Source organism: Victivallis lenta (genome assembly GCF_009695545.1).
Lineage (GTDB): Bacteria > Verrucomicrobiota > Lentisphaeria > Victivallales > Victivallaceae > Victivallis > Victivallis lenta.
In genome coordinates, this window is the sequence record NZ_VUNS01000006.1 from 179,122 (window position 1) to 201,606 (window position 22,485).

A 22,485-nucleotide genomic window follows, 5' to 3' on the forward strand; every position below is an offset into this window, starting at 1 on the left:
TGCAAATGCGGCGACCCGGAAATATATTAAGAAATACTGAATCCTGAAAGGGCGTATAGCTCAGTTGGTTAGAGCGCCACGTTGACATCGTGGAGGTCACAGATTCGAGTTCTGTTACGCCCACCATTTTTTAATGGTCCGGGAACGGCAAAATCTTTATCAGGGCGTATAGCTCAGTTGGTTAGAGCGCCACGTTGACATCGTGGAGGTCACAGATTCGAGTTCTGTTACGCCCACCATCCTTCGCTAAAGCTACGGATGGCGAGCCATCCTTTCCTGCGAGCAAGGCGAGTGAAAAGGATGAGCGCAGACAGGAGTACCCGCAGGGGAAGGATGTCCTCCATAGCGCACAGCGCGTCGGAGGACCGGCAAACCATTCTTTCCTGCGAGCAAAGATAGTCACCATGTTTTACACTTACATGCTTCGCTCTCTATCCCATCCCGCTGAACGCTGCATCGGAAGTACCGGAGATTTAAAATCACGATTGATTAAGCATTACATAAGGTGATGTTCCATATACTTCTGAATTCACGCCGTGGAAAGTGGAAGCGTATTTGCTTTTGAAACCAGAGAGAAAGCCGCGGCATTTGAAGATGATCTCAAATCCGGCAGCGGTCATGTTTTCGCAAAGCGTCACTTTTCGTTCGAGTCGTTGATAGATTCCTTACAAAACTCGAACCGATTTTGTGGAAGTTCGAGATCTTTGTTATGAGTATGTTTATATCGGGTCACCATTTTTCCCCTGATCCGAATTTATTCCGGGAGCGGTTTTTTCGGCGTTTTTCTCTGCATGTGGCCGTTTCATCTCTTTCCTGCCGTAATTCCAATTGATTTTATTTGAAATTGATATGCTTCCATTTATATGCGTATCGATATTTTTTGAATTTGTAATCTATTGTTTCCCAATTGAATACGGAAGTATTTGTTCCGTTTTCGGAAATCTGTGTTTGACAATGAATTCAATTTCTGCCATAATATTTGCAGAGCAATTGAATGAATTGCATATCACAGAGGTAATATGATTCAGCCAACGATGAAAAATCCGCTCAAGCACCGGCAGGTTTTCGACTACCTGTGCGAAGCGATCGAAGCCGGAATATTCGTTCCGGGCAGGCGGCTGCCATCCGAACGGATGCTGGCGGAAGAGCTCGAGGTGAATGTCGCGACCGTCCGCCGCGCGTTTCGTGACCTGATCGCGGGCGGCGTGGTCGAAAAACGGGTGGGGGACGGCACTTACATCTGCGTCCGGCCGAAGGGGCCGCGCGAAAACATCATCAATTTCATCCTGTCGAACTACGAGGGCGACGTGCAGCGCGAGCTGGTCAAGCTTGCCGTGGAAGAGGGGAAGCGCCTCGGCGTCGGCTGCCGAATCAGCTATGCCGGCAGCGCGGACCTCGTCATGCAGATCCGCACCTTCCTGCGGTTCCGCCAGCCGACCGTCATTCTCGGGGACAGCTCGATCGGCGAAGAGGCGATCCGCGAGATCGGCCGCGCTCCCGGGCTCTTCGTCGTCATTGCGAACCGGCTCGACCATCTCGGCATCCCGTCGGTCATCGGCAACGACTATGCCGGAATCAACATTCTCGTGCACCGTCTGCGGGAGCTCGGTCACCGCAGCATCGCGCTGCTGCACAACAACTCGGGACATCCGATCGAGAATACGCAGATTGCGGTCTGGAAGTCCTGCTGCCCGGAGGCGGCCCGGCCGGAGCTTGAGTTCCGGGCGAACGTCCCCTCCGGCGAACATCCGGCCGAATATGCGTATGAGAAGGTTCTCCGTTCCCTGCCCGGGAGCGGGGCGACCGCACTCATCGCGCTGAACGACGAACTTGCGGTCGGCGCCCTGTCGGCGGCGGCGGAGCTCGGGCGTCCGGTTCCCGCCTCGCTTTCGGTCGTTTCGATCGGGGATTCGGTGCTCGGGCGTTTCGCAACACCGCCGCTGACGGAGCTGAATCCGAATCTGCCGGAGCATCTGCGCCAGGCCTTCAGCCTGCTCCGCCGCAACCAGGAACTCAGCTACAAGCTCGAACTCCTGCGCATCGTGGAGCCGGAGCTGGTCGAACGCCGCAGCACGGCCCCATGCGTTGCCGCGGAACGGATGGAACGGATCACAGACACTCCCCTGCAATCATAATAGAAAGGTTATCCGGATGAAAAAGAGTGGATTCACCCTGATTGAACTGCTGGTCGTCATCGCGATCATCGCCATTCTCGCTTCGATGCTGCTGCCCGCGCTGAACCAGGCGCGTGAGCGGGCTCAAGCGGTCAACTGCCTCAGCAACCTGAAACAGATCGGCACCGGGCATGCCCTGTATGCCGATGCGTACGACGGCTATGTGACGCCGGCGCATTTGCACCTGACCGGGCCGTGGCCGCATATCCTGGCCAGGCTGATGGGGCTCGGCGGCTCGAAGGCGTTCTGCTGCCCGACCGTGTCGAAGGATACTTACGCCTATGATCTCGGGAACAGTGTCGTTCCGGACAATCCGTTTCCGTCGGTGACCCGGCTCGGTTACAAGCAGAATACGCATCTTTCGGGCGACTCCCGCAAGGCGGACCGCAAATACACCAAGATTACGCAGTGGACGAAGCCGACCATGACGGTCACGACTTTCGACAACGGCTGGGATGCGGAGATCGTCGCCGCCTATTGGGATGTCGCCACCTTCTCGGGCGGCGGCGCGACAGTGCAGAAGATGCTCTCCTACAATCACCACAGCCGCGGCATGCACCTGCTGTTTCTCGACGGCCACGCGGCGCGCAGCACCGATCAGGAGATCAGCGCCTGGACCTTCACCTGGACCCGATGAATTGGAGAAAACTGCGATGCTGAAACTTGGAAATTATCTGTTGTGCGGCTGGCTGCTCGCCGCCTGGTGCGGATCGGCCGCGGCCGGGGTGCAGGCGGTTCCGGACCGGGATTCTTCGGTTTATGCGCCGGGGGAGGCGGTCCGTTTCGCGTTCCGTCCGGACGGGGCGGAGCGAATTGTCTGCCGCGTTCTGGACTTCGACCGCAAAACGGTCCGCGAGGCGGCTCTGAAGGCCGGGGAAGAGCTGCGGCTCGACACGCTGGAGAACGGTTATTACGACCTTGAATTCGAAGCGTTCGACGCGGCCGGGAAGCGGACCGGGCGCGGCAGTTGGCCGTTCGCGGTGATTCCGGAGGTCGATCGTTCGAAGCTGGACTGGACGCGGAACCAGTTCGGCGCCATGGTCATGCCGCACACTGCATATCCGCTGGCGGACCGGAAGCGCGACGCGGAGATGATGAGCCGGATCGGCATCCGTTTCGTCCGGACGCAGCGTCTGTCGTGGATTCAGATCCAGCCGGACGAAAACCGCCCGCCGGACTGGACGATGTCGGACCGCGAAACGGAAATCTACCTTGACAACCATCTCGCCATTGTTGCGAACACCGGCTGGCCGCTCCAGCTCTGGGCGTCGTCCGGACGCGGCAGCGGCATGCGCAATCCGGACAAGATGTTTCCGGCCAGGGACCGGATGGAACAGCTGAAAAGCTTTTACACCGAACTGGCAAAGCGCTATCGCGGCAGGATCGCTTACTGGGAGGTCGGCAACGAAGTTGACGCGGCGCTCTTCTGGCTCGGCCGCCCGGAGAATGCCGCCGCCGGGAATAAAGACGCGATCCTGAAGGACTTCTGCGATTACTACACAGTCGTGGCCCGTGCGATCCGGGCCGGCGATCCGGAGGCGAAAATCGGCCCGAATACGACCGGCGCCGCGCCGGACGGACACACCTACCGCGACTGGCTGCGCAAATTCCTGTCGGACCCGGAAGCGAACCGCGAAATGGATTTTTTTTCGAGTCATTACCGCTGCGACATTCCGGCGATCCGCAATGTTTTCGCCGAGAAGGGAAAGGCGCCGGAGACCGACGCCATCGTCACCGAGATCGGCGGCATGGCGCACGTGGTCGGCCGCACGATTCCGACCTGGCGGGAGAAGAAGAGCAATATCCGCGTGACCTACATCCAGTGCGGCGCGGCATGGATCGAGGGCGGCAAGGCGCTCTGCAAATTCCTGCTGCGCGACATCCCGAATATTCCGCCGCAGGCGTGGATTGCCGGGATGCTTGAGAAGGATTTCAAACTCCGCCCCGAGTATGTCGCTTATGCGACGCTGATCCGTGAGTTCGGCAACGCGGTTCCGGCCGGCGAGCTGAATGTCGTGCGCCGTTCCGGCTCCGGCTGGCTGCAGTGCTTTTCGGGCGACACAGGGGCGGGGAAGGTGAATTTGCTGATTCTGAACGATGCGGGCCGGGCGCGGATCACGCTCGATACGTCGGAGGAGACGCTGCTGCTGGTCGACCCGATGGGGCGTGAGCGCCGGCTCGCGGCGGCGGACGGGAAAGTGTCGTTCGAGATGACGAGTGATGTTCCGCTCTTCCTGCGCGGCCGCATCACGCCCGATCCGGGCCCGGTCGAATATCCGAAGCCTGTCGTCGCAAAGGTGTACAGGCCGGAGGTCAACGGCGGATTCGAGAAAAAAGCGGAGCTGAACCGGATTCCGGGCTGGCGGGTCATCACCGACGAGGTCGGCGGCAGGGGCGGCCGTGCCGTGAATTTCCGCGTCGAAACCGACCGTGACGTGAAGTTCTCGGGGAAACAGTCGCTCCGCATGCATGCGGAGCGCAAGAGCGGCTGGTACGGCGTGATGTGCGTCCTGCCGGCGGAGGCGCTCCCGAAGCCGGGACCCGGCGAATACCTCGAGCTTGCGGTCCGCTACCGGCTCAGGGCGGAGAAGGTCGCGGGGACCGGAACCGCGGTGACCTTTTCGTTGCGGGAGAAGAACCTGCGCCGGGTCAGCTGGAGCGATTCGGCCTTCGAGTGGGGCTCGTTCGACTGGGAAATGCGCGGGAAACGGGCCCGTTACGACCGTCTCCCGGAAAACTTCGGTTCGCTGACGGTCGAATTTTATCTCGGCCAGGCGACCGGAACGGTCTGGATCGACGACGTCGAGATCACGGCGACCCTCTACCGGCAGCCCGGAGCCGATGCGCGCGGGATCAACTGACCTCCCGCAGCCGGGGCGGCGGCGCTTGCCCCGGCATATCTCCGGAAAACCGGTTCGGACAGCGTATCTTTAATAAAATTGAATTATTTTTTAATTTTATTAAAGATACGCTTGCTTTTATTGATGGGATCCGGTATAATATCGGCTGTGAAACCATAAACGGGAGCATCCGATGGCAAAAGATCATTTTTCCTGTTTCTGCCAGAATTGCGGCGGGGAGCTCGGCATCGAAAAGCTGGTCTGCCGGAACTGCGATCTGGCGATCGAGGGGCGGATCGAACTTCCCCGGCTGGCGCGGCTGACGGCGGAGGACCGTGAATTCATCGAGCTCTTCGTGCTCTCCGCCGGGTCGCTGAAGGAGGTCGGCAAGGTGCTGAAGCTCTCGTACCCGACCGTGCGCGCCCGGCTCGACCGGGTGATCGCGAATCTTCAGGAGCTGGATCGGAGCCGGCAGGCGGTCCGGCTGGAGATCATCAGGAGACTGGAACGCGGCGAGCTCACAGCGGAGCAGGCGGCGAACGAACTGGCCCGGAATTGAAGGAGGAACCGTTATGCTCGAAGAGTTGAATCATGTGCTGATGCTGTGGGAGATTCTGTCGTTTTACCTGCCGGCCGTGGCGGCGGGCGTGATCGTCGTCGTCACGCTTCTGCTGGTCTGTCGAGACCGCCGGCGGCGGAGCCTCGCCCTCGAAGCGCCGCCGGAATCCCGGCGGATCGCGGCGCTGGCCGAATCGGGCCTTGTCAGCCCGGAGGAGGCGCGGCGGCTGCTGGCGGAGTGCAACGCCCTGCCGGAGGTCCGGGAGACCGCGCCTGTTCCGGATCTGCCGCTCCGGCTCGTATCGGCGTTCGGGCGCATTTTCGGCGTCATGAAACTCGTTTTGTATCTCGGCCGGATCGGGGCGCTCGGCATTCTCCGGCTGATGGCGCAGTCGTCGAACTATGTCCGGGGCATCGACGCTGAGCTTGAGGACGGCCGGCTCTTTTTTGCGCTTTCGGCATTTCTCGTGCTGGTCTCGGTGCTGGAGCTGGCGGCGTCGGTCCGGCTCCTGCGCGGCAGCCTGGCGGCCCGCAACTTGCTTGTTTTCTGCTGGATCGCGGATTTCGCACTGCTGATGACGGCTTATGCCGGGTACGATTCTCTGTACTATGCGCTCCCGGCGGCGGCCTGCGGGATCTATTCGCTTCATGTGCTGGTGTTCCGCCGCGATGCGGTCCGGCGCATTGCCGCGCGGGGACCGGAACCGGGCCGGGGGGCGAAGTCGGCGGTGGCCGGAATTGCCGCCGCCGCACTGCTGTTCGGCATTTTCGGGCTGCCGCTCCTGAATCCGGGGCTGGAGGGTATGAAGCCGGTCATGTCGCTCGTCTCCACCGGCATCGGCGGCCCGGCGCAGATCCGCTGTCAGAAAATCCTGCTGATCGCGGGAACTCCGGATGCGGAGACGGCGGAATTCTGCAGCCTGCTTGCTCCGCTTCTCACGGCGGACGCGGGGATTCCGTGTGAAATCCGCCGCTTCGATGGGCCGGTTCCGCTCGACGATCATCTGCGCGAGCTGCCGTTCATGGTTTCGCGCGTGAAGTGCCTCCCCGGGCTGGGCGGCGGCTGGAGCGGGGTCAGCCTGATTTCTCCGGGCCGTGGCGCAAACGTCACGGAGACGCTCGGGAAGCTGCTTGCCCGCGTCAGACAGCCCATCGCCTTCCGGGTCGAGCTTCTGGACGGGCGCACTTCGGCCGGACTGAACTTCCACGGGCTTGCGGTCGAAGAGGGGTGTCTGAGTTTCGACGGAACCTTTGTGGCCGCTTCCGGTCCGGGGGCGCGGAATCTCTCGCTGCGGAATGCGGCGCCGCGTGCGGCCCGGGCGATGCGGATTCTGTGGGAGGCGCAGCGCGAAAAGCCGACGGTCCGGCTTCCTGCCGCCGCGCTCCCGGAGCCGCTCCCTTTCGAGCCGGAGTCGCTGCCGGAGGATTTCCGCCTCTGCTACCGGGGGCGGTCGATCCATTACGGCCTCTTCGCGGTCTACCGCTTTCCGGCCGGGGAACCGGGGCGGGATGAGGAGAGGGTCACCGCGTTCCTCCGGCCGCTCGGCTTCGAGAAGGAGCCGCACTCCTGGTATGACGGCACGCTGCAGTATCGCCGGAAGGACGGCTCGGCTGTCCTGCTTTCTCTGCGGCATCCGGTTCGCTTCCGCGAGCTCGGCACGGTGGCGGAGTTCAATCAGATGACCGTCATGCTCAGGGCGCCGCGGACGGAGTGGAACGCGGCGGAGAGCGCCGCTTTCCGCGCCCGGCTTCTCGCGGACGACCCGCGTTCGTTCGCCAATGCGAACGGGCTGCGGCTGCTGGAGGGGGATGAGCTTGTCGCCGCGTTCGACCGGGCCGTCGGGCCGGAGCTGTCGCTCGAAGAGAAGCTGTTGATATTCGACAGCGTCGGGGAGGCGGAGCCGCAGAAGACGCTTGCCGGGCGCGGCGACGCGCTCTATGCGGAGATTCTCGACGGACTTGCGGCGGAATTCAATACGGAGCGGTTCATCTGCGACCTTGACAGGCTGCTCGACATCGTTCGCGGACAGCCGGAGCGGCGGGAGGCGCTGGAGCGGCGTTTTCCCGGCGTCTTTCACCGGGTCGCGCTGCCGGAGAAGCCCGACGCCGGCGGCGCCCGTTCGTCCGAACTCGTCATTGAACCCGGGCGGCTCGCACCGGTCCACGTCATCCTCGAGACAGAGGTTCCGGGCGGAGGACCCGCGCTGGAATTCGCGTTCAGCCTCGTGCGGCAGTCGAACGGCAGGTATGCGCTGAGAGCCGGATCGGTTTGTCGGAACGGAATCACGTCCGGAAAGCTTGCCGAAGAACATTACTGGACTTTGAAACGGGAGTCGGCGGCAGGCGAAGGCCGATGGATGACCGGCAGCTCCGGCTGCGGGCTCCGCCGGGCCTCCGGCGGAATGCGGGAACCGGGAACGCTCTTCTGCGGCATGACGGTCGATCCCGGTCCGGACCGGTTCCGGTTTCATATCGTTTATACCGACAAGGCGGAGGAGGAAGAATGAACGGAATCGAAACCATCCATCTGCTGTGGAACCTTCTCGCCATCTGGCTGCCGGGCGCGGCTGTCGGGGCGATGATCGTCTGCACCGTCCTGCTGATCCGGCGCGACCGCTACTGCCGGAAGCTCGCGCTGGCCGAGTCGCCCGAGGCGGCGGAAATCCGCGCGCTTGCCGCGTCCGGCGCCGTCACGCCGGAGGAGGCCGGAAAACTGCTGGCCGGCTGCAATGCGCTCCCGGCCGTCCGTGAAACCTCGCCGCTGCCGGACCTGCCGCTCAAGCTCGTATCGGCTTTCGGGCGGATTTACAGCACGATGAAAATCGTCATGCTGGCCGGAGTCTTTGCGGCATTCCGGGCGGTTCACCTGGCGGCCTCCGCGCCCGGCTTCCGGGGAGAGTACGAGTACCGGGCCGAGAACCTGCCGCTGCTGCTCGGCGTGTCGGGTGCGGTGCTGATTCTCGCCGTGCTGGAATTCATCGCGTCGGTCCGGCTGCTGCACGGCAGCTTCGCGGCGCGCAATTATCTGATTTTCAACTGGATCTTGAATTTTCTGCTGATCCGCTGCGCGCTGGCGGCGTTCGGTTCGCCGCTCTATTTTGTTCCGGCGGTCGGAGCGGGGGCTTATGCGCTTTACGTTCTCGCATTCCGGCGCGGCGCAGTGCGGAAAATCACGGCGGAGCGCCCGGAACCCGGGCGCGGCGGCCGGCTCCTGACCGGCGTTGCCGCCGCCGCGGCGCTGGCGGCGGGACTCTGTTTCGGTTCGGCGCAGTATGAGAAACTCAATGAATTCTTTATCGTGCAGACGAATTTTTCCTCCTCCACCGGCGGCCCGGCCCACCTTGAATATGAAAAAATTCTGCTGATCGCGGGGACGCCGGACCCGGAGACCGCGAAGCTCTGCGAACTTCTGGCGGCGGCGCTCCGGGCGGAGTCCGGGACCGTGTGCGAAGTTCGCGGTTTCTCTTCCCCGGTTCCGGTTGACGACCTGCTGCGGGTCCTGCCGGTTCTGGTCTCCCGCCGGGAGTTCGTTCCGCCGGAACCGCCGCTGCCGGGAGCGGCGGGGAAGCTGCTTCGCCTCTCTTTGCGGGAATTGAATCCGCAGGCGGCTGAATGGAACGACGGGCTTGTGGCGTTCGCGGGCCGGATGAAAGACCCGCTCTGTTTTCGGCTCGAAACGCTGACCGGCAGCCACTCCGCGAGCTTCCGGCACAAGGGAATCCTGATCCCGGAGGGCGGGCTTTCGTTCAAGGGAACCTTCCTGGCCGGGTCCAGCCTGGGCGGCCGGCGGCGGCCGCTCGACCGGCTCGCCGTCCAGATGGTCAGGTCGCTGCGTCCGCTCCGGCAGAAGCGGAGCGAAGAACCCGGCATCCGGCTGCCGGAGCTGCCGCTGCCGGAGGTGTTTCCCGTCGAAGCCGATTTTTCGGAATTTCCCGGCCTCGTCCGTCTCTTCACCGGCCACAGCCTCCAGTACGGCGTGCTTGCCGTCTATCGTTTCGACCTGCCGGACGCCGGGAATTTCGACCGGCTCGCCGCTTCCCTTGAAGCGCAGGGGTTCGAACGCCGGAACGACTCCTTTGCGGATGGCCGCATCCGGTTTGAGAAGGGCGACGAGCTCCGGATCGACCTTTATGGCGAAAACCGCTCGCATTTCGGGGAGATCGGCAGCCGTTCCCCGTTCGGCATGCTGATCTGCTGCGCCGATCTGTGGCGCCGGAAAGCGGAGGGTGCGGATATGGAATTCCTGAGACGGTTCGCCGGAAGCGATCCGCGTTCGTTCGCCATGGCCGGCGGAATCCGGAACCTGCCGGATGCGGAAATCCCGGCGGCGTTCGACCGGCTCGCCGCTTCCGGAAAGCTGACGCGGCGGCAGAAACTGCATCTGCTCCGCAATCTCTCGGGGGAGAAGTGCCGCCGCGCGCTTGGAGAGCGTTATGCGGTGTTTTACCGGCAGCTGGAGGACGAGATTCTGGACGATTTCGCCGATCCCGGCTATATGGGGGCGGTCGGCGACCTGCTTTCCTGCACCCGGGAGGACCCGGCGCGGCACGAGGCGCTGCTTGCGCGTCTCGCGCCGATCCGCGCAACGCTGAAACTGCCGGAGACGCCGAATGAGAACGGCGAATATGTCCTCAAGGCCAGGCTCCGGCGCATGCCGTTCGTCCCGTCGCGCCTGCTGCTCGACCTCGAAACGCCGGGCCGTCCGCCGCTCCGGCTTTCGGCCGCTCTGAGCGAGCTGCCGGACGGCACGCTCCGGGTCGATGCGATGAACAGCTCCCGGCAGGGCATCCGGCCTGAAGAGCTCGGCGGATATCACTTCGATGCCGGGTACGGCGTGCGGCGGGACGGCGGAAACTGGGAGGAGAACGGCTGGTCCTCTTCCGCGAGTTTCCTCCCGCCCGGCGGACAGATTCTGCCGGGACGCCCCCGGCCGGGACAGCTGAACATCCGGCTCCGGTTCGAGCCCGGAGCCGGGGAGTACCTGATCGGCGTCATTTACGCTCCCTGACGGAAAACGGTGCGGCAGCTCTCTCCGCTTTGGGGAGAAGGGTGTCGTGATCTGCGGCGCGGAGCCGGTATCGGCGTACCGTTGCGCGGCAGCCGGGATGATGTCTTCGCGCATGAACGAAAAGCGCGCCCCGGAAAATGATCCGAATTCCGGGGCGCACATCAGTTTGTTGAGTCGATCCGGGAAGCTCAGTATTTCCAGGTTGCGGACTTCACGCTGTCCCAGAGGCCGGATTCGATGTCGACTTTTTTGCGCGAACTCGTGGCGACCGGAATCGGCACGTAGGTGAAACGGTCGTTCCAGTGGCCGATCACGACATCCGTGCAGCCGGCCATCGCGCAGTGCACCGCGTGCTGGGCGAGCATTTCGCAGAAGACCGAATCGGTGCCGTTCGACGGCAGGCTGCGGATCAGGTACGACGGGTCGAAGTATTTGACCGTCAGGTCGATGTTGCTCTCCTTGCCCCAGGAAGTGATCGTGTCGCGCAGGAATTCGCCGATGTTGTGGTGCAGCTTGTTTCCGGATTTGTCGCGCTTTTCGGAGTCCTCCTTGAACAGGTGCTGCCCGGCGCCCTCGGAGACGATGATGACCGCGTGCTTGCGGAGCTTGAGCCGCCGCTCGAGGCTCGGCAGAAGCGCGTGTTCGCCGTCGTAGAGCGAGAACGGGTCCTCCGGGATCAGGCAGTAGTTCACATGCGTGTTGGCCAGTGTCGCATAAGCTGCGATGAAGCCGGAGTCGCGCCCCATCACGTGGATGAGCCCGATGCCGTTCGGCGCCCCTTTCGCTTCGTTGTGCGCGGCGGAGATGACCGGGCCGGTCGCGTAGACCGCGGTCTCGAAACCGAAGGTCTTGTCGATGTAATTGATGTCGTTGTCGATGGTTTTCGGGATGCCGATCACGCTGATGTTGAGTCCGCGACGTTCGACTTCGAGCGCGATGTCGTGCGCGCAGCGCAGCGTGCCGTCACCGCCGATGCAGAACAGCAGCTTGATGTTCATGCGCTTGAGCGTTTCGACCATGATCGTTTCATCCTGGCGGCCGCGGGAGCTGCCGAGCACGGTGCCGCCGTCCTCGTGGATCGAGTCGACCGAATCGGGCGTCAGCAGCATCGGTTCATAGCCGAACGCGGGGTTCAGCCCCTGGTAGCCGTAGCGGATGCCGAAGACGATCGGAACGTTGTAGCGCAGCATCAGCGTCCGGGTCAGTCCCTTGATCACGTCGTTGAGTCCGGGGCAGAGCCCGCCCGCCGTCAGGATCGCCGCATGGGTCCAGGAGGGGTCGTGGTAAATCTTCTCGCGCGGGCCGGCCGCTTCGAAGGCGCTGATTTTACCGGTGTTTTTGAGCTCTTCCTCGACTTCGTTGACATCTTTCGCATAGATGACCGTCGCGTTTTCGGGAATGAACTTCACGCCGGTCAGCGGAGAAGGAATGGTCGGCGCGCCGAGGTGTTTGACTGTAAGGTCGGGTATTTGCATCATGATTTCCATCCAATCCGTTTAGGCGCGGCGGAACCGCGCGGGATGTTGTTTCGGAATTATAAAATAACCCCGATGTGCGAAAATTTCAACCGGACAGCGGAGCCAATCGCTTGATTTTCCCGAAATCGGGCTTATATTGCTGGTTGATTACGAAGCGTTCTTGAAACCGGAGCATTGTGACGATGAAGAAAACGATTTTGATCCTGTTGTTCGCCCTTGCGGCGTATGGCGCCGCCACGGCGGCGACGCTGCCGTTCCGCAGCGGGGAGATCCTTTCGGCCGAACTGTCGACCGCCAAGCCGGGCATCGCGAACGAGGACCCGCTCGCATTTCCGCTCTCCTTCGACCGCCGGATCTATGCGGAGCTGGTCGTCAAAATCGCGCCGGGGCGCGGCATTTCGATCCACGATTATGCGCTTGAGGCGTTCGGCGTCGCCTATCCGTGCATCGCGCTGCGGGCCGGGGACAGCGCGTTCAACGCCGATGTCTGGGAAGTCCGGCGCGCGAATGCGAACGAGAAGTACACGCTGCTGTTCGTGCTCGACGCCACGCTGGTCGGCCTGACGCCGGAGCAGACGCTGACGCTTCAGGCCCAGTTCCCGCCGAAGGACCGCGCCGACCAGCCGGTTCCGTTCACGAACCTGAAAAACCGGAGCTTCACGCCGCCGCGCTCGATTCCGAACAGCGGCAACATGAAGGCGGCGCGCAAATGACCGTTCAGCCGGAGTTCCTGCCCACGACCCGTGCCGAGATGGAGAAGGCGGGTTACGAGGAGCTCGATATTCTCCTGGTCACGGGGGACTGTTATGTCGATCACCCGTCGTTCGGCGTTTCGATCATCGGCCGGCTGCTGACCGGCTGCGGCTACCGGGTCGGACTGGTCGCCCAGCCCGACTGGAGGGACCCCGAAGCGCTGAAGGTCATGGGCCGCCCGCGCATCGGCGTCGGCGTGACCTCCGGCAATATGGATTCGATGGTCAACATCTACACCGTCGGCCGCCGCTTCCGCAAGGACGACTGCTTCAGCGAGAACGGCGAGACCGGCAGGCGGCCGCCGCATGCGCTGATCGTCTATGCGCAGCTGGTCAGGCAGGCGTTTCCCGGAATCCGGATTCAGCTCGGCGGCCTCGAGGCGAGCTTCCGCCGCATCGCGCACTACGACTACTGGCAGGATAAGATCCGGCCGTCGGTCCTGCTCGATTCGAAGGCGGATATTCTGGTCTACGGCATGGGCGAGCGTCCCACGCCCGAGGTGTTCCGCCGGTTCGCGGCGGATGAGCCGCTCGACGGCATCCGCGGCACGGCGCGGCTGCTGGGCAAAAAGGCCGCCGAGGCGTTCGACCCCGGCGACCGTTATCTGTTCCTGCCGAGCTATGAGGAGACGCTGGCCGACCGGGATGCGCTTATGACTGCGACGATCATGGTCGAGCAGGAGATGAATTTCCAGTCCGGCCGCGGGCTCTTGCAGCGGTACGGCGATCGGCTGCTCGTCGTCGAGCCGCCCCCGGAACCGTTGAAGCCGGAGGAACTTGACCGCGTTCACGAGCTGCCCTATGCGCGCCGCCCGCATCCGAAATACAAAGGGCGGATTCCGGCCTACGAGACGATCAAGGATTCGATTCAGGCCGTGCGCGGCTGCCCCGGCGGCTGCGCGTTCTGCGGCCTGGTCGTGCATCAGGGGCGGCATGTCATGAGCCGCAGCGAAGATTCGATCATGCGCGAGCTCGACACGATTGCGGAGCAGCCGTTCTTCAAGGGGACCATCAGCGACGTCGGCGGCGCGGCCGGCAACATCTACGAGAGCCGTTACGACCTTGAGCGCTGCCGGAAATGCCGCCGTTCGAGCTGTCTTTTTCCGGTGCCGTGCTCGAGTTACGTCTGCACCGGGAAGGAGACGGTCCGGCTGCTGCGCCGCATGCGCATGCACCCGAAGGTGAAGCATCTCTACATCAACTCCGGCATCCGGCTCGACCTGGCGCTGCGCCAGCCGGAGCTGCTGCGGGAGATCATCGAGCACCATGTTTCCGGACACATGAAGGTTGCGCCGGAACACCTGAATCCGGCCGTGCTGAAACTCATGCGCAAGAGTCCGGCCGAGGATTTCTACAAGTTCATGGAGGTCTTCGACCAGATCAGCAGAGAGTGCGGCAAGGAGCAGTATTTGATTCCGCTCTTCATTTCGAATTTTCCGGGCTGCACCGAGAAGGAGATGAAGACGGTCGACGATTTCCTCGACAGACACAAGTGGAGTCTCCAGCAGGTGCAGGATTACATTCCGCTGCCGATGACCATGGGCGGCGCGATGTATTATACCGGCAAGGCGCCGGACGGAACGCCGATCCGGGTGAACCGCGGGTTGGCTGAACGCCGCCAGCAGATCGGGGTTCTGAAAAAGCGCCGTTCCGGGAACGCGAAGAACAGCGACCCGGCCAGGCGCTGCTGGGAAAAGGGCAAAAAACGCTGACGGGAGGCGGATGCCGAAAAAAGGGACAAGGCGCAAATGGTTCCTCCGCGGGCTTCTTTGCGGAGTCGTGCTTCTGCTCGCCCTGTTTTTCGGCGGCATCGCCTACATGCGCTATGAGGCCGAACGCCTGATCGTGAACCGGCTTGAGGTGCGTTCGGACGAGTGGACGCTTCCGCCGCTCAAAGTCGCCGTGGCGGCGGATTTCCATGTCGCGCGCGATCCGGACGACATGGCGCGCCTGCGCCGGATCGTCGAGCGGACCAACGCCGAAAAGCCGGACCTCATTCTGCTGCCCGGCGATTTCGCGGCCGGGCTCCGGCCCGGTCAGTCCGCCGAGCCGCAGGAGATTGCGGACGAGCTTGCGAAGCTCCAGGCTCCGCTCGGTGTGTATGCCGTGCTCGGCAACCACGATCACTGGCAGGGGAAGGAGAACTTCATCCGCGCTTTTGAAAAGGCCGGGATTCCGCTGCTGGAGAACCGGTCGCTCGAACTCGAATTCCGGGGCGGGCGTTTTCTGCTGGCCGGCGTTGTCGATGGCTGGACGCAGGAAAAGGCGGACTGGGATGTGCTGCTGCCGACGGACCGGCTGCCGCGCATCGTCCTGACCCATGCGCCGGATATTTTCGACGACATGCCGGAGCCGACTGCGCTCGCCGTGGCCGGCCATACCCACGGCGGCCAGATCGCGATTCCGTTTTACGGTCCGCCGATGCTGCCGTCGCGCTATCACCGGCGTTACGCGTCAGGGCTGGTGCGGGAGGGGCGGAATACGATTTTCGTCACCGTCGGGACCGGTACGAGCATCCTGCCGCTCCGCTTTCTCTGCCCGCCGGAAATCGCCGTCCTGACCTTGTCGGGGACGCCTCCGGCCGTGCCGGAACCGGAGGTCGGCGTGCCGCCGGGCGTTTGAATTTCTGCTGAAAGACAATGGAGTATGCGAGCGGGTTATGTGGAAATATTATGCGGTTCTCTCGGCGGTGTTTGCGGCGCTGACCGCGATTCTGGCGAAAAAGGGCGTGAGCGGGATTGATTCGAATCTTGCGACGGCGATCCGGACCACGGTGATTCTGGTCATCGTCTGGGGGATCGTGCTGGTCTCCGGCGCCGTTTCGAAGGTGCGGGAGATTTCGGGATACTGCGTGACCTTCCTGATTCTCTCCGGCATTGCGACCGGGTTCTCCTGGCTGTTTTACTTCAAGGCGCTTCAGGGCGGCCCCGCCTCGATGGTCGCGCCGATCGACAAGCTCAGTGTGGCGATCACGATCGTGCTCGGCATCGTGATTCTCGGGGAGCAGCCGAGCTGGAAGGTGATCCTGGGCGGCTCGCTGATCGCGGCCGGTTCGCTGGTCATGGTATTGCCGGACAAATTTTAGAGCTTATCGACCGATAAGCTCTTGGCGTTTGCCGGCCGGGTAAGCCGGACCGTCCGGTTCCATGAATGCGCCGCGGGAAAGCGGCGGGCGCTTCGTCTTCCTCCGGCTCCTGCGCGGCGTTTGATGGGCGGCGCCGGAGATCAGTACTTGATTGCGACGCCGCGGATTACGGTGGTGACCTTGTTCACCAGCCCGAGCAGATTGCTGTGGATGCAGTCGACCTCCAGGTCGATGATGTCGTCCGCGTCGCGGCACTCCTCGAGCGCTTTGGCCTTGAGCGTGGCATAGCTGGCGTCGCCGATCGAAACCAGCCCGCAGAAGCTGGTGGTGACGGCTTCGGCTTTGACCTGTTTCAGCACGGTGAATTTCCGCTGGGACGGAAGCTGCTTCGGCGCGACCATCTGGGCATTCTGCATTTCGGAGTAGAGCAGCCCCGGCGGAACGGTCGGAAAGCCGGAGTTGTTCATTTTCGGGCCGAGACAGCCGGAGAGCAGGAGCATGGCGGCGGCTCCGCCGGTACAGAGAAGTGTGGTCGGTTTCATTGTCTGCCTTTCCGGAAGAGTCAGTAGTTCGGGATCTCCACCCAGCCGCCGGTCCGTTCGGATTCGTAGACTGCCAGGACCAGCGCCGCGGAATCGGCCGCGTCGGCCATGGTCACTTCGGTCTGGCGTTTTTCGCGGATCGCTTCGAGGAAATCGGCCAGCTGCGCCGTGTGTCCGGCGCCGTAGTAGGCTTTGCCGACGATGGCGGCCTGCTCCTCTCCCCGGGCGGTCAGCGCCTGCGTGATCTCGTCGGCCCGCCCTTCGACGGAGGACTCGACGAAAACCGGCTTCTCATTCGCATATTCGAGGTTCGCTTCCGTCCCCACGACGGTCAGGAAACTCCGCCATTCGACGCAGCTCGAGTTGGTCGCCGCGACCGTGCCGAACAGGCCCGAGCCGAATTCGACCACGAACGCGGCCGTGTCTTCGACTTCGATCACCCCCTGATGCGTCAGGTTCGCGGTGCGGCCGGCCAGCCGCTTCACGTTTCCGAACAGGTAGCGCAGCTGGTCGAGATGGTGAATCGCCTGGTTGATCAGGATGCCGCCGCCTTCGCCGGAGACGGTTCCGCGCCAGGCGTCTTTTTCATAATATTCGTTCGTGCGCAGGCAGCTGAAGACGAGGTTCACCGCAAGCACCCTGCCGAATTTTCCGTCCGCGATGAGTTTTTTCAACCGGCGGTTGGCCGGTTCATAGCGGTGCTGGAAGATGCCGGCGGCGGTGAGCTCCGGGTGCGCCGCGGCGGCCTTCGTCATGCGGGCGAGGTCCTCCGGCACGCGGCCGAGCGCTTTCTCGCAGATGACATGCTTGCCGGCCGCGAGCGCGTCGCAGACGATCTGCGCGTGGCTGGCGTGGTCGGTGCAGACGCTGACCGCGTCGACCTCCGGATCGGCCAGCAGTTCTTTGTAGTCGACGGAACGCCGTGAGATGCCGTATTTGTCGCCGAGCGCGTTGACGCGCTCCGGAATCAGGTCGCAAAGGTGAATGACTTCAACTTCCGGCAGCGACCGGTAACCTTCGATATGGGTCGGAGCGATCACGCCGCAGCCGATGATCCCGCACTTGATCATGATGACAATTCCCCGTCTGTATGGTGCCCGTTCCGGCGCGAGACCGGTACGGGCGGCTCCCGAATTAAGGTGTTAGCCCTATAAGATATCCTCCCCGTTTCGCATTTTCAAGAAAAAATACTTGCACAACCCGGCGGAAAGGGATATTTTATGCGGAATATCAATCTATCGACAGGATGGTTACATGCAAAATCAGGATTCATCCCGGGAGAATCTCGGTTCCCGGCTCGGTTTCATTCTGCTTACGGCGGGCTGTGCGATCGGTCTCGGCAACATCTGGCGTTTCCCGTTCATCTGCGGCCAGTACGGCGGCGCGATCTTCGTGCTGATCTATCTGTTTTTCCTGATCGCGCTCGGTTTTCCGGTCATGGTCATGGAGCTTTCGCTCGGCCGGGCGAGCCGCCGCAATATCTTCGGCGCCTATAAGACGCTTGCGCAGGATAAGCGGTTGAAATGGCATTATCCGGGCGCCGTTTTCTTTCTCGGCAATGTGGTCCTGATGATCTTCTACACGACCGTCACCGGCTGGATGGTCGCTTATGCGCTGAAGTTCGCGACAGGGGCGGTTTCGGGGCTCGGCGCGGAGGGCGTCGGCAGGCACTTCGGCGATTTCCTCGCCAATCCGGTCGCGATGGTCGGCTGCATGCTGTTCGCCGTGGTTTTCGCAACGGCCATCTGCGCGATCGGGCTCCGGAAAGGAGTCGAGCGGATCACGAAACTGCTGATGGGCTGTTTATTCCTGCTGCTGGTCGGACTCTGCATCCGGGCGCTTTTCCTGCCCGGCGCGGCGGAGGGGATGCGCTTCTATCTGTGGCCGAACCCGGCCTCCATCGAGCATGTCGGCATCCTGAAAGTGATCGTCGAGGCGATGAACCAGGCGTTTTTCACGCTGAGTCTCGGCGTCGGCAGCATTGCGATCTTCGGCAGCTACATCGACCGCGACCACACGCTGCCGAAGGAGACGCTTGCGATCGTCGGGCTCGACACGCTCGTCGCGCTGCTGGCCGGAGTCATCATCTTCCCGGCCTGCTTCTCCTTCGGAGTCAGCCCCGACTCGGGGCCGGGGCTGGTCTTTGTCTCCCTGCCGAACGTCTTCAACGTCATGCATGGCGGCCGCTTCTGGGGGACGCTCTTTTTCCTTTTCATGAGCGCGGCGGCGCTGACCACGGTCGTGGCGGTTTTTGAGAACATCATCGCGTTCCTGATCGACGAGCTGAGGCTGGGGCGCACGGCCGCTTCGCTGGCGACGGGCGCGGGGATCGCACTGCTTTCACTGCCCTGCGCGCTCGGCTTCAATCTGCTTTCGGACATTCACCCGATGGGGGGAGAAAGCACGTTTCTCGATCTCGAGGATTATATCGTCAGCGGCAATCTGCTGCCGCTCGGGAGCCTTTTCATCATCCTCTTCTGCGCCTCGTCCCGCGGCTGGGGGTGGAAGAATTTCCTGGCCGAAGCCAATACCGGCAGCGGGCTGCGCTTTCCGGCCGCGCTGCGGCTCTACGTCACCGTCGTGATTCCGATTCTGATCGCCGGATTGTTCCTGCTCGGCTTCGCAAAGCAGTGGTTCGGATTTGACATTTAGGAAAAGAACGTTATATTATCCTGTAATTGCCCGTTTCAACTAAACAAATCCAAGGAGAATGATAGAAATGGCTGCTAACGTCAATCCCGAAAAGTGTGTCGGCTGCGAAGCCTGCGTCGGTGCCTGCCCGGTCGAAGCGATTTCCATGAACGACGGCAAGGCCCAGGTCGATGCCGGCACCTGCATCGATTGCGGCGCCTGCGTCGGCGAGTGCCCGTCCGAAGCGATCTCGCTCTAAAGGCTTTTCGTTTCCAATCACGGCGGAACGCACTCGTGCTTTCCGCCGTTTTTTCATACAGCGGGGCCTTTTGTGGACAGACGAATCTTGAAACTGATTCCGCCGGCTTGCGTCATCGGCGCGCTGTTTCTCTACGCTTCCGCATACCTGAACCGCGATCTCTGGTTCGATGAAGCCCTGACTTTCCTGAATTTCGCCCAGATGGATTCCCCGCTGGAGATTTATCGAAACTACGTCATTCCGAACAACCAGATCCTCTACACGGTCGTTCTGCACTACTGGTCGATGCTGTTGCCGGAGGGGATCGACCCGGTGGTCTGGTTCCGGCTCCTTTCGTTCCTGTTCGGAGGCGCGACGCTGCTGCTGCTCTACCGGCTGTTCCGCGTGCGGATGGGGGGAGGGGCGATTCTGCTGCCCGTGCTCGTCGCCCTCGCCGTCTCCGTGCCGTTCCTGATTTACGCGACCGCGCTCCGCGGTTATATGCTGAGCGCTCTCTTCGTTACGCTCACGCTCGACGCGGCCTTGAATTTCGCCGGCCGGCCCGGGGTGAAGCGGGGAATCCTGTACGGCGTCTGTTCGCTGGCGACCGTCGCGGTGATTCCGTCCAATCTGGCCGTGCTGGCCGGAGTGGTGCTTTATGCGCTGCCGGTATTCGGCTGCCGCTTTTACGCGCGGCGCGCCTTCTGGCTGCTGGCGCTGATTCCGCCGGCCGCGTTCCTGCTGTTTTATCTGCCGATCCTGCGGCAGTTCCTCGGCTGCCTGCGTCTCGGGGAGGGGTGGAATGACGGTTCCCGGGCGCTGCTGGCCGTGCTGGCCGCGTTCGTCTACTCGTTTGCGATGCTGCTGCTGCCCGGTACCGGGTCGCTGCTGGCGTTCGACCGGGTCCGCTACCGATGGGTCCGGTCGGTGCGGGCGCTCATCTGGCTGCTGCCGGTTCCGATGGCGCTGCTGCTGCCGGTGGCGCCGTTTCCGCGCGTCTTTTTCCCGTTCTGGCCGCTCTGGGTGCTGCTGCTGGCGGCCGGGGTCCGCGATCTGACCGCGCTCAACTGCCGCTGGCGCCGCCGCTGGAATTTCGGCGTCTGGATCGGCGGGCTGACGGCCGTTGTGCTCGGCTGGAGCTTCATCGCCCAGCAGCCGATGTTCCGGCTGGTTTTTTCGCGGCGCTTCGGCGGCGCCGGAGCCGACGACTACTTTTACGGTTACTATCTGCGCGCCGAGCACACGCCGCGCGCGACGGCGGCGGAACTGGCCGAGCGCTTCGGCGGCCGGCCGCTCTCTTTTTACGCAAGCTTTCAAGCCGACCCGTGGCCGCTGCTGTTCTATCTGAATGCGGCCGGAGTCGAGTTCCGGGATTTCCGCTTCGACGGCCCGCGCGGGCCGGTGGAGGCGCTGGCGCCCGGCATGTTCGTGATCCTGCGTTCGGACGAATCCGCAGCGGAGATCGAAAAGCGGTTCGGCCGCCGCCTGACCCCGCTGTTCTCGAATGAAAATCACGGAGTCTACCGTGTCCGCTGATCCGATCGTCGTCATCATGGGGCCGACCGCCTCCGGCAAGAGTGCGCTGGCGCTCGAACTGGCGCGGAAGCGGGGGGGCGAGATCGTCTCGGTCGATTCGATGCAGTTCTACCGCGGGCTTGAGATCGGGACGGCCCAGCCGACGGCGGAGGAGCAAATGGAGATTCCGCACCATCTGGTCGGCTGTTTCGATTTCCACGAACGCATCGATGTCTTCATGTTTCAGCGCCTCGCGGACGCCGCCATTGCGGAGATCCGGCAGCGGGGCCGGCTGCCTGTGCTGGCGGGCGGGACCGGGCTTTATCTGCGCGCGCTCTTGTACGGGCTGGACGATCTGCCGGCCGACCCCGGGCTCCGGAAAGAGCTCGATGCGGCCTACGACTCCGAGGCCGGTGAAACGGCGCTGAAGCGGAGAATGGCCGAACTCGACCCGGCCGGGCTTGCGCGCTGGGAGAATTGCCGCCGCCGGCTGATCCGGGCGCTTGAGGTCCGGCTTCTGACCGGGAAATCGATTCTCGAGCTGCAGAAGAATCCGTTCGACCGGCTGCGTTACCCGGTTCGGGCCTGGCGGCTCGATCCGGAGCCGGAGGTGCTCAGGGAACGCATCGCGCGCCGTGCGAGGCGGATGCTGGAAACCGGGTGGATCGAAGAGGCGGAGCGCGCCATTGCTTCCGGGCTCCTCGAAACGCCGACCGCGCACCAGGCGCTCGGCTACCGCCTGATCGCGGAGCATCTGGCCGGAAGGTTTGATTTCGAAGAGCTGCACGCCCGCATCAGCACCGCGACCTGGCAGCTGGCGCGCCGCCAGCGGACCTGGTTCCGCCACCAGCATCCGGAGGCGGAGCCGCTGAGGAGCGGTGCGTCCGTTCCGGAGACGGCGTGATTTCCGGGCTGTCCGGGAGAGCCGTTTCCGGATTTTTTTACCGTTCCCCTTGCAAACCGGATCTGGCGTGTTATATTAATTGTCGACAATTAAATAATATAGGTTGCCAAATGATGATGACATTGCTTGATGCATTAAAAAATTATCTGCGGGAGAACGGATATCGCTCCGGGGAAAAAATTCCGACGGAGATGGAACTGGCGGCGCATTTCAACGTGAGCCGGAGCAGAATCCGTGAGGCGACCACGACGCTTTGCCTGCAGGGAATTCTCGATAAAAAGGCGCGTCGCGGAACTGTGATCAGATCCATGGACCCGGAGTCGGCGGGCAGCGATCTGCTGTTCCGGTTTTCGCTGGACAACGTCGATCCGGCGGATTATCTGGAGGCGCGCAAGGTGATTGAGCGGGCGGTCATGCCGCTGACGGTCAGACGGATCACCCCGGTCATGCTGCGGCAGCTGGAAAATCTGACGGAGAAAATGGAAGACCCCGGCACTTCGCCCGAGGAAGCCGATCTTGCCGACCGTGATTTTCACCTTCTGCTGCTGAAGGCCTGCGGCAATCGGACGCTTCAGGTATTCGGCCGGGTTCTTCAGGCGCTGTTCCGGGAGGAGTTCCGCCGGCAGTACCGGCTTCCCGGGCTGGTCAGGGCCGCCGCCGCGGAGCACCGGAAACTCGTGACGGCGTTGAAGAATTCCGACGAAGCGGAAGCTGTCGAGCTGATCGCAAACCACATCAGGGAGTAATCGGAGGAGTTTCC

Annotated in this window: 18 protein-coding genes and 2 tRNA genes; 17 read left to right on the forward strand and 3 right to left on the reverse strand. The window is 62.7% G+C overall.

The features are described 5' to 3' along the window. Positions 1-49: 49 nt before the first annotated feature. The 8 genes from FYJ85_RS08000 to FYJ85_RS08035 all read left to right on the forward strand — a co-directional run bounded on the left by FYJ85_RS08000 (position 50) and on the right by FYJ85_RS08035 (position 10,580). Positions 50-126: transfer RNA gene (locus FYJ85_RS08000), tRNA-Val, on the forward strand. Positions 127-162: 36 nt separating this feature from the next. Beyond that, positions 163-239, forward strand: a tRNA-Val gene (locus FYJ85_RS08005). A gap of 780 nt (positions 240-1,019) precedes the next feature. Next, positions 1,020-2,135 (forward strand): GntR family transcriptional regulator, encoded by a 1,116-nt coding sequence (locus FYJ85_RS08010; protein ID WP_154417772.1) that lies wholly within the window; start codon positions 1,020-1,022, stop codon positions 2,133-2,135. Positions 2,136-2,151: 16 nt separating this feature from the next. Beyond that, complete coding sequence (locus tag FYJ85_RS23030; protein WP_206213040.1) at positions 2,152-2,811, forward strand: type II secretion system protein; 660 nt, start codon at positions 2,152-2,154, stop codon at positions 2,809-2,811. Between the two features lie 16 nt (positions 2,812-2,827). Beyond that, a complete protein-coding gene (locus FYJ85_RS08020; protein ID WP_154417774.1) occupies positions 2,828-5,035 on the forward strand; it encodes a glycoside hydrolase family protein in 2,208 nt (735 codons plus the stop codon). 172 nt (positions 5,036-5,207) lie between these two features. Then, positions 5,208-5,573 carry a DUF2089 domain-containing protein gene (locus FYJ85_RS08025; RefSeq protein ID WP_106052744.1) on the forward strand — a complete coding sequence of 122 codons (366 nt, stop codon included), beginning with the start codon at positions 5,208-5,210 and terminating at the stop codon, positions 5,571-5,573. Positions 5,574-5,586: 13 nt separating this feature from the next. Continuing rightward, positions 5,587-8,079, forward strand: a complete 2,493-nt coding sequence (locus FYJ85_RS08030; RefSeq protein WP_154417776.1) for a hypothetical protein — start codon at positions 5,587-5,589, stop codon at positions 8,077-8,079. Further along, entirely contained in the window at positions 8,076-10,580 is a 2,505-nt protein-coding gene (locus FYJ85_RS08035) for a hypothetical protein (protein WP_154417778.1), read from the forward strand. Before FYJ85_RS08030 ends, FYJ85_RS08035 begins: the two co-directional genes overlap by 4 nt. Positions 10,581-10,768: 188 nt before the next feature. On the opposite strand, the gene FYJ85_RS08040 is transcribed toward FYJ85_RS08035, so the two are convergent. Next, positions 10,769-12,058 (reverse strand): ATP-dependent 6-phosphofructokinase, encoded by a 1,290-nt coding sequence (locus tag FYJ85_RS08040; protein WP_206213041.1) that lies wholly within the window; start codon positions 12,056-12,058, stop codon positions 10,769-10,771. A 182-nt stretch (positions 12,059-12,240) separates the two neighbouring features. On the opposite strand from FYJ85_RS08040, the gene FYJ85_RS08045 reads away from it, so the two are divergent. Genes FYJ85_RS08045 through FYJ85_RS08060 form a run of 4 tightly spaced genes read left to right on the forward strand, consistent with a single transcriptional unit; the run spans position 12,241 to position 15,895 of the window. Beyond that, positions 12,241-12,771: a hypothetical protein gene (locus tag FYJ85_RS08045; RefSeq protein ID WP_106052740.1), complete on the forward strand. Its 531-nt coding sequence runs from the start codon at positions 12,241-12,243 to the stop codon at positions 12,769-12,771. Continuing rightward, on the forward strand, positions 12,768-14,522 hold the full coding sequence (locus FYJ85_RS08050) for a YgiQ family radical SAM protein (RefSeq protein ID WP_106052739.1): 1,755 nt from the start codon (positions 12,768-12,770) through the stop codon (positions 14,520-14,522). The genes FYJ85_RS08045 and FYJ85_RS08050 overlap by 4 nt, the downstream gene beginning before the upstream one ends. Positions 14,523-14,532: 10 nt before the next feature. Next, on the forward strand, positions 14,533-15,432 hold the full coding sequence (locus FYJ85_RS08055) for a metallophosphoesterase (RefSeq protein WP_154417780.1): 900 nt from the start codon (positions 14,533-14,535) through the stop codon (positions 15,430-15,432). A gap of 37 nt (positions 15,433-15,469) precedes the next feature. Further along, on the forward strand, positions 15,470-15,895 hold the full coding sequence (locus tag FYJ85_RS08060; protein WP_106052737.1) for an EamA family transporter: 426 nt from the start codon (positions 15,470-15,472) through the stop codon (positions 15,893-15,895). Between the two features lie 140 nt (positions 15,896-16,035). On the opposite strand, the gene FYJ85_RS08065 is transcribed toward FYJ85_RS08060, so the two are convergent. Then, the gene (locus FYJ85_RS08065; protein ID WP_106052736.1) at positions 16,036-16,437 is read right to left on the reverse strand and encodes a hypothetical protein; all 402 of its coding nucleotides are present in this window, start codon (positions 16,435-16,437) and stop codon (positions 16,036-16,038) included. 20 nt (positions 16,438-16,457) lie between these two features. Continuing rightward, the gene (locus FYJ85_RS08070; protein ID WP_106052735.1) at positions 16,458-17,507 is read right to left on the reverse strand and encodes a Gfo/Idh/MocA family protein; all 1,050 of its coding nucleotides are present in this window, start codon (positions 17,505-17,507) and stop codon (positions 16,458-16,460) included. 184 nt (positions 17,508-17,691) lie between these two features. Here FYJ85_RS08070 and FYJ85_RS08075 point away from each other — a divergent pair, with 184 nt between their 5' ends. The 5 genes from FYJ85_RS08075 to FYJ85_RS08095 all read left to right on the forward strand — a co-directional run bounded on the left by FYJ85_RS08075 (position 17,692) and on the right by FYJ85_RS08095 (position 22,471). After that, positions 17,692-19,089 carry a sodium-dependent transporter gene (locus tag FYJ85_RS08075; protein WP_154417782.1) on the forward strand — a complete coding sequence of 466 codons (1,398 nt, stop codon included), beginning with the start codon at positions 17,692-17,694 and terminating at the stop codon, positions 19,087-19,089. 67 nt (positions 19,090-19,156) lie between these two features. Next, on the forward strand, positions 19,157-19,327 hold the full coding sequence (locus FYJ85_RS08080) for a 4Fe-4S binding protein (protein WP_106052733.1): 171 nt from the start codon (positions 19,157-19,159) through the stop codon (positions 19,325-19,327). A gap of 72 nt (positions 19,328-19,399) precedes the next feature. After that, complete coding sequence (locus FYJ85_RS08085; protein WP_154417784.1) at positions 19,400-20,842, forward strand: class-II aminoacyl-tRNA synthetase family protein; 1,443 nt, start codon at positions 19,400-19,402, stop codon at positions 20,840-20,842. Continuing rightward, complete coding sequence (miaA, locus tag FYJ85_RS08090; RefSeq protein WP_206213042.1) at positions 20,832-21,725, forward strand: tRNA (adenosine(37)-N6)-dimethylallyltransferase MiaA; 894 nt, start codon at positions 20,832-20,834, stop codon at positions 21,723-21,725. Before FYJ85_RS08085 ends, miaA begins: the two co-directional genes overlap by 11 nt. A 110-nt stretch (positions 21,726-21,835) precedes the next feature. Then, positions 21,836-22,471, forward strand: coding sequence for a FadR/GntR family transcriptional regulator (locus FYJ85_RS08095; RefSeq protein ID WP_106052730.1), 636 nt, complete (start codon positions 21,836-21,838; stop codon positions 22,469-22,471). The last annotated feature ends 14 nt before the right edge of the window (positions 22,472-22,485 follow it).